The 12,527-nt window shown below is 57.3% G+C and carries 4 protein-coding genes; all 4 read right to left on the bottom strand.

What is annotated here, in order from left to right; translation table 11 throughout:
• Positions 1-26 precede the first annotated feature (26 nt).
• On the bottom strand, positions 27-2,717 hold the full coding sequence (gspD, locus tag K1Y02_05890; protein ID MBX7255872.1) for a type II secretion system secretin GspD: 2,691 nt from the start codon (positions 2,715-2,717) through the stop codon (positions 27-29).
• 11 nt (positions 2,718-2,728) lie between these two features.
• Positions 2,729-3,643 (bottom strand): PDZ domain-containing protein, encoded by a 915-nt coding sequence (locus K1Y02_05895; GenBank protein MBX7255873.1) that lies wholly within the window; start codon positions 3,641-3,643, stop codon positions 2,729-2,731.
• 812 nt (positions 3,644-4,455) lie between these two features.
• A complete protein-coding gene (locus K1Y02_05900) occupies positions 4,456-6,801 on the bottom strand; it encodes a hypothetical protein (GenBank protein ID MBX7255874.1) in 2,346 nt (781 codons plus the stop codon).
• An 81-nt stretch (positions 6,802-6,882) separates the two neighbouring features.
• On the bottom strand, positions 6,883-12,495 hold the full coding sequence (locus tag K1Y02_05905) for an IPT/TIG domain-containing protein (protein MBX7255875.1): 5,613 nt from the start codon (positions 12,493-12,495) through the stop codon (positions 6,883-6,885).
• Positions 12,496-12,527 lie beyond the last annotated feature (32 nt).

A 12,527-nucleotide genomic window follows, 5' to 3' on the forward strand; every position in this document is an offset into this window, starting at 1 on the left:
GTTGCGTAGCAGGCACGTCGATACCTCTACTTGCTGGGCGCGTCGCCGCGCTCAAAGCCGTCTTTGCTCTTCAGTTCTTGAACAACGGCATCCGTGGGCCGGTATTCATTGCGCATGTATCGCTTGCGGTCGATCTTCTTGATCAATCCCTTATCGAAAAACACGTCCAGATTGGCCTTGTGCATTTCATCCATCTGGGATTCGGTAAAGCGGTCGTAATCGATACCGTCTTTCACAATGTGCGGCGTTACCAGGACCACGAGATTGCGCTTGCGGCGCGCATCGTCTTTGCGCCGGAACAGCCATCCCAAACCGGGCACGTCGCCCAGCATGGGCGTCTGCCTCCGGTTGCGGTCTGTGGTTTCGCTGATCAAACCGCCCACAATTCCCGTGGAGCTGTCTTTAATGACCACTTCGTTTTTCACATTGGACAGCGATAGCGTTGGACCTACAAGGTTCGGGTCCAGGCCCACATCGCTGGCAATCGTGGAGGAGACTTCCACCTCCAGCTTCATGTTGACGTAGTCGCCTTCGCTGATTTGAGGCGTTACCGTGAGCTTAATACCGACCTCTTCGCGGTCTACGCTGTTGTATACGCTACCCACGCCGCCAATGTTACCGCCCAGTGACTGCTGGGACCCGCGAATAAATGGCACCTTTTGACCAACGGTGATCTTCGCTTCCTGGTTGTCGACCGTGGTCAGGCTCGGACGCGAAAGCACATCAAGCGCCGTGAGCGATTCGAGCGCTGTCATAAGCAACGGCACGTTCGGAACCACCTGTTCCGTGGTTACTCCCGCGCTATCCGTCGTGCGGATGGTTGTAGTGCCGTCGATGAGACCGAAGTTGAACAGGCTCGAATCGGACGAACCGGTCAGGGACAACGGCCCCTGCGTAAGCACGTTCGCAAGGTTGACGACGTTGTTCAGTGCGAAGTAGTCGTTGGCGGTAAGGCCGGCGCTTTCTACCGCCAATTGGTAGCGGTCCGTGATTCCGACTTCCATGATGATGGCCTCGACGTGCACCTGGCGAGAGGGCAAATCGAGCTGCGCAATCAGGGAGTCGATGACTTTGTAGTCTTGCGGCGAAGCGATGATAAGCAACGAGTTGGTTTGGTCATAGCGCGTTATCGTGACCCGCTTCTCAAAGGGTTGAATGTCGCCCAAGCCGCCTGCGCCAACACCGCCACCGGAAGGCGCCTGCATGGGTATGGCGCCGCCGCCCCCGCCGCCTTGCTGGCCGGAGGAGGTACTTCTGCTGCTTTGGCGCGGCGTGTTTCCGGTGAGCGGAGCCAGGGCCGCCTCGACGTCTTCGGCGTCGGCGTGAAGTAGCTGACGAACGTGCATGGTGTTGGACTCGCTGGGCGTCGGCGAGTCAAGGCGATCAATCAGATCGCGGACTTGCACCATCAAGGGCTGTGAAGCCACGACTACGAGCGCGTTCAAGCGTTCATCGGGCACAATGCGCAACGTGAGGGGCTCTGAGCCAACGATAGTCTGTTGACGTTGCCCTGGCACAGCGCCACGCGTTGGGGGACGCTGAATTGCCGCTGCGGGCTGGCGGATGACTGGGTTTTGCGCACCAGGCGCGCCGGCGACTCCTCCCCCTTGGTCGCCCATGAGCACCTGTTGAATCTGTTGCGCGATTACTTCAGCGCGGGTGAATTCCAAGGTGAAGAACTCGACGACCTCGTCGTAGCCAGGGATATCGACTTCCTTAAGGAATTCGAGCATCTTCCGGATGCCCGCGGCGTTGTCATAGAGAATAAGGGTGTTGGTCTTGCCGTAGGCATCGACTTGTGCCTGCTTCGAACCCAACACCTTCAGAACCGTCGCCAATTCTGCGGCGTCCGCATGTTCCACCTTGATGATGTGCGTCGAGTACGAATCGTAGCCTTCAACGGATTGATCCGCGCCCGTTTTGAGCGGCGACTGCTCCGGATCTTCACCGACGGGCCGTATGCGTATCAGGTTGCCGCCCGCGGATGGCACCATCTGAAGGCCACGGGTGGCCAGGACGGATTCAAGCACTTCATACACCATGTCCGGTGGAATGGGCGTATGTGTGATGATGGTGACCTTCTGCGTAGCCACAGTGGGATCGATGTCGAAGTTCTTGCCCGTCATCGGCCCCAATGACTGAATGACGTTGCTCAAGTCGGCGTTGTCGAAGTCGAATTTGACGGGTTCCGTGGGCACGCCGCCGTTCTTGGGACGGGATTCGTTCACAGGGAGTTCGCCGGGAGCGAGCGGCTGAGAAGCCATGCTCGGAGGAGGCGCACCCTGCGGACCGCGGGCTGAAGGAACCGGCAGTCCACGACGAGGAGCGCGCACCTGCGGGGCTCCACCTGCTGGAGGTGCAGGCGGCGCGGGCGGCGGCGTCTCCGCGGGAGGTTCGGACTCGACGGTTTCCGCCTCATGGGCGGTAGCGCCTTGCTCAATCGCGTTGGGATCGACAGCGCCTTGGTCAAGGTTGGCTGCGCCGTCTTGCTGCGGATCGGCGGGCGGCTGCTCGGCATCTGCCGCGTGTGCCGCCCCATCCTCGGGCTGCACCTGCACCAACTGGACACGGTCTCGCCGAGGAAGTCGCTGGGGCTCCTCCGATTGGGCGCTGGCCTGTCCGTTGAAGCACAGGAGTCCTGCTGTAAGCATGGCCGCCGTTACCCAGTTTGCCACGGTCTTGGCCTGATTCCCCATCCGCATAGTTGTTGATTCCATTGTGGTTTCCGCTACTCCAATCCGACGGTAAGCATTTGAGCCGCTCCACCGCGTACTATGCCCAGACGAATGGTTTTCGAATTCGAGTACTTGTTGAATATTTCCGCAAGGTCTTGTTCGCTTCGTATCTTCGTGCCATTGACGCTCTCGACAACATCGCCGTCTCTGAGACCCGCTTGCTCAAGCAACGGTATGCTGCTCATGCTGTCGGAGGTGATCCCGAGGACGTTGCCCTGGTCGTCCGTCTGAAAGCGTGGATTCAACTGCGACGCCAAATCCTGGTAAGAAGTCGAAAGCACTTTGGCGACTTCTTGGCGTTGAATCACGGGATGCGCGGGAGCCATCGCCGCGGCCCCTCCGGCGGGAAGACCGGGCTTTCCTGTGTTCGGCAAGGTTTGCGCTGTCATGAAGGTATCTGCCATCGCAAGTTCTTCTCGCTGATTCTTTGCCTTATTCAGCAGAATGACCCTCCTCGGGTGAACTTCGAGCAGCGTAAGTTCGTCGGTCACGGCTTGTCCCAGATAGTAGGTCTGTACTTTGACCAACGTTTTGGCGGCTGCGTTTTCGATCACGGCGGTTCCGAGCGGGTCGGTAGGTGTGGAGGCGGCCGTTCCGTATAGCTTGAGCGAGGCCGAAGTTGGAACGACCACATTGTTGGCGGGTAGCTCTGCGTCCGCAGGCTTTCCCGTACTCCCCGCAGCCCCGAATAGACCACCGTTTACGATCGCGTCGTAGGTGGTACGTTCCGCAACACGCCGGAACTCGAGCGGTGTCGTCGCCGCAGGAGCGCTTTCAACGGGAGTTTTCGCGATAGCGCTCGTGTCGAGCATCTTCGCGCTGACCATGTAGATCACAAATGCAACAAGCAACGCCAATGACAGGTCGACTGCCATGAAGAGTTGCCGTATGAGCAAACCTTTGACCATCACTGGCCCCTACCAACAACCGAAGCTATGCAACAGCTTTCGCGACATCGCGAAGCCGCGCGGTTGGATATTATGATATGACACCATTGGCTTGATCCGGTCACTGAAGAGAGTCTTTCGTCTCTGCTTTGGCCAACCTGCGAGTCGGATCTCACATATTCCCCTGTCGACACCTTGGTGTCTGCAACGCGGGCTCAAGTTGTGCGATTCCAACACGTTCCGACCTAATTGACTAACGCCCCCCAAGGCGGCATGGTTGACGCTAGCCGGTTTGACGACACTCACAGAAATGACCTGGAACCGAGTCCGTAGCTGAGAAAAGAGTCTACCTGAGCCTCGAAATCGAAGTAAAGCAACGTCTGCAATTTTCGCGATGAAACGTTCTGGCTTTTGACCACGCTGAGGCTTCCAATTGGTGTTTTCACGAGCGTGCGCGAAGCCGTCTCGTACCAGAGCGTGGTCGTGATTGGCATAGTCTCAACGTCGCACGCGTGAACATGCTGCGTCGGCGCAGAATGCTCTCTCCCACGTTCCCGCTAGACCTGCGGCAACCGTCCAGGTGCAGGGAGATCCTAGGATTTCTTCTCAACTGGGCCGTGACGGCGCCCACAGGTTGCGGCTGCACAACTGGGCTTACATACCATATACGGTAGAGTTTGGTCTCTGAGGTTGAACCCACCCTGTCGTCGGTTGTTCCCTGCCTTAAAGCGCGTGCCAGGCCCAATACTCGGATGCAACCAGCGTTTAACGAGAATCCCCGGAAGCGGTCACCTCCGGGGACTTGATGATGCGTGTGTTGAGGAAGATAGCTTCTATTCTTGCTTCTTCTGCTCTTTATCGACTGTACGGATATACGACTTGAAGTTCTCCAGATCTACTAAAAGGCGGCCATCCTGCGGGGAAGAGGCGTCTTTGGTCTTACCGTCCGCGCCGACGGTCTTTAGTTTCAGGCCGTGCTTTTCCATTTTGGCCGATTCTTTGACAAGGCGGTTGTACGCGGGAAGAACTGTGGGAGTCACGTACTTCTCGCCGGTTTCGGCGTCGGTTTTCACGGCGAACTTGCCGACCTTTCCGCCAATACACACGTTGTCGTAGACGCGATCATCCTTAAGAAACAGGAATACGTCTTCACCTTGCTTGAACTCGGGCAGTTCCTGCGATGAGCGGCCAATTGCACCAACTCTGCCCGTAGGAAGACGTAAGTGAATCGAACCGTTCTTATTGAGTTTTCCCTTGGCTGTATCCGTCACCTTTACGATTACATCCGTGTATATCTGGAGACCGTCGTCGGTTGCAAACGTATTTGTCGACTCGACCGTACCTTCAACTATGTTGTCTGAAGCCGCTACGATGTCGGAGACATCCTCGTACGGTACGAGTTGTGCGTTCGCCAAGGGTGCAAGGGCAAACAGCAACAGGGGAAGGACCGCAGCGGAACGGCGCAATCTGCGTCCTCGTGCAACCATCGATGCCAAAAGTCCCGCCATGGCAACACTGAGCCATTCTGCGTGTACGACTACCCACTCAAGCCCTTTCATTAGCATTCTTGTCAGGGCCAATATCGTATCGTGGCGCGTTAGGAACTGCGCCAGCGTCGGCGCAACCCGGTAGTACGCATCCATGACGGCGGCGCCAACCGCATTGGATAGCAGGACCTGGTCGCGGAATTCGCGTAGCATTTTCGGCGCTTCAATGACGTTGATTCCCGAAACCACTACGTTGAGCGGGCAGGTCTGATTTTCGTCTCCGAACATCGGCCTTCCGGAAGCCAACAAGACATCCAACGTCTTGCCGGTCGTATTACTCACGATCTTTCGGGCATTCAAGTCATACCGAAGAGGCGTCCCCTGGTTGACATTTGTTAGGCCGAATATATTGCCGTTCTCACCTTCACGAAAGACTTCCGCAGGAAACTGCGAATCAAAACCAAACCCTGCACCGCGATGAATCTCATCATAGACCCCGCGCTCATCACCGCCAAAGATATCCGGAAGAAACTCACTGGAAGAGATGGTGTATGTGGGCTGGAACGTGGTTTGGCTTATCGTCTCCAACTGCTTGAATAGACCCTTCAGCCTGAAGTGACCTCGGAAATCGGTATTCACGGCGTTCTCATAGTACCCGGTGAACGTGTCAACAAACGGGACGCGTGATGTGCCCGAATTGTTGTCCGCATCGCACCACGCCCGAATCCAGGCGCCGGCAATCGGTTGCGACGGTAGATTCTGACGTGTTTGGGTCCGTACGCGCTGGTCTAAGTTGAAGAAGATATCCACGTCGGTGCGTGGATACATGAAGGTGATTCCGGCAATATCATCGGGTGCCAAGTCTTGATGTGAATCGGTAAAAGCTCCGCTTTCTTCCTTGTAGTACATGAAATCGTTGTACATGGTTGGCGTCACACCGCGTAAACCAATCGATCCGTCAAAATTCCGCAACGCCACGACCCGGTCTTCAATATTGACGCCTGCCTGGGCAGAATCGGTTGGGTCAAAATTGTTGAGAGGACTCCATCTCAGGCCAGCCACTTCTCCGCCGGCAAAAACTCCAACTCCCTTTATGATGGGACCCAAGCTCGTTGCTTCCGTGTCTCTGGCCTTTTGAGCAACCACTGTGTCGACATCAATCATCTCGCCGGCATCATAGTTGACGGTGGAATTCCCGATGACTATGGTCGTCGCTTCAAACGTATTCGTCACCAGGGTAGCGACCATCGATCCGCCAACTATACTGCCGTTATCTTCGGCGTCTTGAGTGGATTCAAACACCACCACATTAAAGGCATCGATCTGGGTAAGGTCGGCAGTTAGCTCGACAGGATCGACAATATCCTGTCCTCGAAAGAATGCCATGTAGGCCGTTGAAACCTGCTCCCACTCTTCGAATCCGGCAAAAACTTTGTCCACTTCACTGGAACTGAAACCGTCTTCTCCGTTGCCCGTTTCGAAGTTGAGCTCGACGCCTTCGTCGTCGCCGCTCACGTCTCCGTCGCCGTTCACGTCAAGCACGTCGAGCGGCCACTTGATGAACGTTAGAGCGCCTCCATTGAGAGTGTCAAAAAAGCCGTAGGGATAGAAAGCGAATGCGTGGGACGTCAGCATCATCGCCGCCATCACGCAAAATGCCAGGCGAAAGAATCTCTGGGGGTTGCTGCTCACTGTACGCATTTCCTCTCTCTCGCTTTTGGTCCAGGCCGCACGCATGCCGTAACTGAATCGTCCCATCATGACAAGGATGGGTCAGGAGGCGCAAGCCGCCCGGCGCAACTTGCGCCGAACGGCTCGGCCAATTACAAACCCAAGGGTCAACATCAATAGCAGCGAAGGCATCTCAATCGCCCACGCAACGGGAGTCAGAACCAGACGGACTAACCAGGCCAAGAATGGCGACTGCGCGACCGTGTCGGCGATAGCCGGGCTGGCCGTGTAGTACGCGTCAACCAAGGCCGTGCCGGCAGACGATTTCAGCAACACGGCGTCGCGGAACCACCGGAACGCGTCCAGATGTTCGCTGAACGGCGTACCGAAGGCAGCCGTGGCGATAAAGCAACCGCCGCCCGGCAAACCACCACCGCCCTGGAATCCACCACCGCCGCCGCCCGGAGAATTCACGTACGTGAATCCGTCGGTCAGCGTGGTCGACAGCAGCGTAGGCTGGTTTTGAACCGTTATGTCGAGTGCTCCCGTCGTCGGGAGGCCGCCCACCGGGAATCCCACGATAATCTGATTGGCCGTATACGACTGAACCGGCATCAGCGTACTGCCGAAGTACACCTTGGGATCGATAAATCCGCTTCCCGTGATGGTCACTGGGAACACGGAACTGGTACCCGAAGACGGATTGACTCCGGTGATGGACGGCGCTGTACCTCCCGAACCTCCGATGGTAAACGCGGCGTACAAACCGAACTTGCTGTTTGACGTGTTCGTAACGCGCAACGTAGCCACTGAATTGTCGTCCGGATCCATGGTCGTGCCACCCGGAATCGTCGCCGTGATGGACGTGCTACTGGAAGTAATAATCGTCAAGTTCACGCCGTCGATGGCCGCCGTCGGCGCAGTACCAAAGTTCTGGCCGGTGATTTGGATGTTCAACCCGCCCGCGGAAATCGTCTTGGGAAGCTGGTTCGGCACGACCGCGGTGATAATGACGTCGTTAACCTGCCCTTGTTGCGTTGCGGCGGTCACGGTCCGTGTCTGCTCGGACTTGTTCACCGTTGAACGCACCCAATTAAACCCGCTGTTGTCCACTTCGGGATATTGCTTGTAGTACTGCTCGTCCTCGAAGAACGTGATCAGGCCGACGGCCCGCGCTCCCCACGGGAATTCGCTGAACACATCGAACTCGCCGACACGCGTAGCCGGAGGCGGCGGGAACGTATCGGGATCGGGTTCGGTGGGCGTGTTGGGACCCCACGAGACGATACCCACACTGAAGTCGTCGCCCGCTTCAAGCCCGTCGGAGGTGCGTATCACGACGAAGAAATCGTCGCCGGTGGCGGGGTCGTTTGTGCCGGAACCGAAACTGTCGGGCACCCATTGGCGATGCCGCGTCTGCGACACGCGCGGCATGGGCACGTTGTCCGTTCCCGGCGTCGAGAACACGAACATGACTTGCGTGCTGGGTTCACCCGCTTGACCGATCAAGAATGGCTCATAATCGACCTCAACGGGAATGTCGGCGCTGTCAAACACGCCGTTCACGCCGTCGTAGTCGTTGTCGCGGTAAATCGCTACGCCGCTCTTCTTCGGATCTTTATTGAACGGAAGCAAGTCGTCCAGGATATTAAACTTTCCGTCGTTGCCTACGTCGTAGAATTCGACAATCAACTGCTCAAGGAACGTTGGATCTCTTACGATGCGGTACGGGCCGTTCTGGGGCGTGCCGCTTTCCAACGTCAGCGTGTTGGAGGTGTTTCCGGTAATCAAGAACTGCTCGAACTTGCGGTCTATCAGGAAGTACCCGGTAAAGGCGCCGGAACTCCACGCGGCGCCAGGCACAGAAAATGTCCCCAATGCCCCGTTGCCCAAGGCTCCTTGCGCCGCGGTTCCGACAGCATCGCCTCGGTTCGTGCTGATGCTGACACCGAGGACGGCCGTATCGGCGCTGTTCTTGACGATAGTCTGGCCCGTGCCCGTGAGACCTGTGATCTTCACGCCCACATTCGCTTCGAGCATGTCGAAACCGAAGGGGTCGGGGCCCCAATACTTCGCCACGGGACCTTCTTCCGGCTGGGCCTTCTCGTAGATGGCTGTGCTGATGGGCATCTGAGGTGTCAGTTGCAGCCCTGCCAGCTTATCGGATGCCGTGGTGCGCGTAGGCAGTGTCGACGGCACAAGAATCCGGAACTGCTCGAAGCGCTTGATGGTTTCCGACGTACGGACAATAACGAAAAGGTCGTCGCCGCCGTTGCCCGAGGGACCGATGGCTTTCGTCGTCACCGTATTCGGGTCGGACCCATCCTCCTTAAGTTGGTACATCTGAGGCTTCTTGCTCCAGAACCCATCGCCGGCAGGCGTCGGATTAACGGCGGATACCAGGGACCCGTCTCCGCTGGCGCTCGGGCGAAGCAGACTGTCTTCGCTCTGAGTGGCTGACTTATCGGCCTTCACGGCTGTCTCTGAAGAGAGAGACTTGGTCGCCGTGCCCACGTTACCACCTTCGGCGTCGATTACTGGCAATTGCCAAGGCGATGTTGGCCGCAGCCGCAACACCCAGGCATTGTCTGCCGAGGTTACGACGCCATCGCCGTTCAGGTCGTCTGCAACTCCGTCGCCGTCCAAGTCGATCGGTTCGGCGGCGGTCTTCCATGCCAGCCCGGTCAAGGGGACCACGGAATCCACCGTCAACTCATCAACAGGTGCGGCTTGGATGCCGAATACGCCGTCGCCATTCGTGTCTTCCACAAGGGCCACGCCAGAGCTTGTGCTAATGCCCAGAGGATCGAGCGTCTGTAGATCCGAAGGCGTGAAGTTGGGGCCCCAGAAGGCTACGGTCAACTGCTGCATCTTGATCCGCGCGAACTGGTTGACGACCGAATCGTCGGCGCCGCACAGATTTACGCCAAGCATAGCCACGGGCCGGCTCAGTATTTCAACGTGCTGTTTTAGGTAGCGAGCCCTTCTGTTGTTCAGGCTCCAATTGAACTCTTCCGGATACTCATCCGGCAGCAAGCTCGCAGGCCAGGTGACGTACCGCGGCAGCGTGGGCAGCGCGGGCGGCGTCGTGAAGAACGACGAGCGCGGTCCGTAGGGAGGCAGATCCCAGTCGCTGCTGAAGAAAGGCACTGTTTCATACGGATACTGGAACGAATCGAGCTGCTGATCGTCCACCAACGTACCGTTGACAGTCTTGTAATAACGTGTACGATAAACACCGATGGTGTGATAGTCGAGGAAGCGCGCGCTCGATAATCCAAAAGGATCGAGCCACGTGTCAAAATTCGTAAGAACGGGATCCACGTTTCCGAAGATATCGCGCGGGGAACCGAGCCCCAGCATGCGGAAGCCCCCACCAGTCGCCAGTTCCGAATCTGACTCGCCGTACGCCAACTGCGTCACGCGCGCATACAAATTGTTCGTCTCGTAGTTGAGAACCAGGTCATGGAACTCAGCGCCCGAGCGGACAGGCTTCGTGTTGCGCGACTGCTGAGTGCGTTCCGGCCAGAACGGTTCCGCCGACAACCAACGCGCGTCGTCCTGCCAGCTCGCGCCAAATAGGACTCCCTCACCGATCAGTGAATCCTCGGGAACCATGGGGGTCGCATAGATACCGCCGTCCTCGTGACCCGCGAGCCCGTTGGAATCCTGATAGTTCGGGTTGAAGCGGCGAGGTTCGATAAACGCGCGGAAATCCGCGCCCATGGTCAATCCAATGCCATCGCCGGGGTTGCCGGAAATGTCGGCATAGCCGCTGTCGGGTCTCGCCACAACGAAGTAGTCGCTTTGGAACGAGCTCGTATCGGAGAACTGGCCAATCTCATGCTTGCTTTCGGAAGTAGGCTCAAGATAACCCGTTGGGAGTTCCTCGGGCGCGCGTCTTCTGTCGCCCCAAAGGCGCAGCCTAATCTTCCACCACGGGTCTCCTCCACCCGGCGGATTCGGAATGTACTCCCATTGAGGCAAGCCAGGGTTCACTTCGTCGGGATCCTCAAATACCCTGTTGCCCTCGGTGTACATGGGATGGTCGGTGAAAGTCACACCGGGGAACGAAGGTGTTGGCACATCGAACTTTCCGTTGCCGTTCGTATCGTGATAGACGCTCAGCCCGTTGAAGGCATAGTCCAGCCCGAACGCGCTGTGCGCACTATTAACGCCCGTGTCTGTAAAACCCTCTAGCCCCTGTGTCGGATTGAATCCTCCGTTTCCGGGAGGGCCATTGGGATCGGCACCGATATCCGTAAGAACTACGTTCACCTCGGTCATGGCGCCCACCCCGCGAACCGTAGACGGTCCGTGAATGTTGATCCCGATCAAAGGAATGAATTGTTCCGTGGGTATGAGCCTGCGCAGGTCCAGGCATTCACCGGCCACAAAATCGAACGCGCTGCCACTTACGTCGAAACGCGGACGGCGGTATTCGCCGATGGGCGTGTAGACATGGTTGACCCAGTTCCACATATTCGAGTCGTCCATGGTCACGTCGCTGAAGTAGCCGCCCGTGATGTCCCAAACACCAAACGATGATGCGTAGGAAGCGCATATCAGTTCACTGAAGTACCCACCGTCGCCTGCAGGGTCGTAATTGTCGAGGGGGCCTCCGTCATCTTTTAGCGGAAATTGCCATGTGTCCCGTACCACGGCAGTGACACCGTAGACGCGGCAACTCAATGTCAGGGCATGCCGCCATCTGGCCGCTGTGCGGACTAGCAATATGTACGCTTCCCCACCGGGTCGATACAAACCATCTTCAGGCGCCGTCCCACCAGTATACTGATGCGTGGACATCCAGAAGTCGGGGACCGCGCCGGGCGGCGTTCCAAAAAGATTCCATTCATATCGGAAGATATGGTTCGTGTAATCCGAAGTCACGGTAATGTTCGCGGGCTTGCCGTCCAGGGGCGTCCCGTCTGGCGCGAAGTAATGCAGCGTGTCCGTGTCATCATCGGTGTAACGGCCCCACAGATCTTCGGGGTCGTCGTGAGTCCCCTCTCGCACCCACTTGAACTCAAGCAGGTCTGAGAGCGCTAATTGGCCCTCAAACGCGTCGTACGGCCGCCCGCCCGGCGGTTCCGTCTGGTCCTCGCGAATTTCCCATGCAAGGCTACGCATCAGACGAAATCCGATGTTCTCGTCCTCGTTGGACGACTTCATCGCGACACGAAACAGCGGTACCCAATCGTTCAGCGGCAACAGGCACGCTGTGTCCGGAATCATATCGGTAACGGTGATGTCCACCGAAGGCTGTTCCGTGATCTTCACGTACGCCTCTTTGGTAATCGATTCGATACTGCTATCGGTATAGACAATGGACATTGTGACTTTGTAGTCGCCAGGCTTCAGAAAATAGACTTCTGCCCAAGTCGTACCGAGCGTAGGGTTGGTCGCCGCGGCTGCGTCAGTACCGAAATCCCAGAAGACTTGACTTATCGTTTTGCCCGGACTTGGAATCGGCTCGAAGAATAGCCATCTCGGCGCTTGAGCCGTTACATATGGATTGCCCGATTCGTCTGACAGCACGGGCAGTTGAAAGTACTGTCCCGAATCGGGCGGGAATTCCTTGAATACCTTAAAAGATGCTTGCGCATATGCGGCGCTAGAACCCACAAACGTCAACGCACACACCGCGCTCATCGCGACAAGAAGGGACCGCACCGCGCGAACCGATCGGTTGCTTGTATTAACGCGCATCACGTCTTAGACCTCCTGATACGAACAGAAAAACC

The sequence above is a fragment of the Candidatus Hydrogenedentota bacterium genome (assembly GCA_019695095.1).
In the GTDB taxonomy this organism is placed as follows: Bacteria; Hydrogenedentota; Hydrogenedentia; order Hydrogenedentales; family SLHB01; genus JAIBAQ01.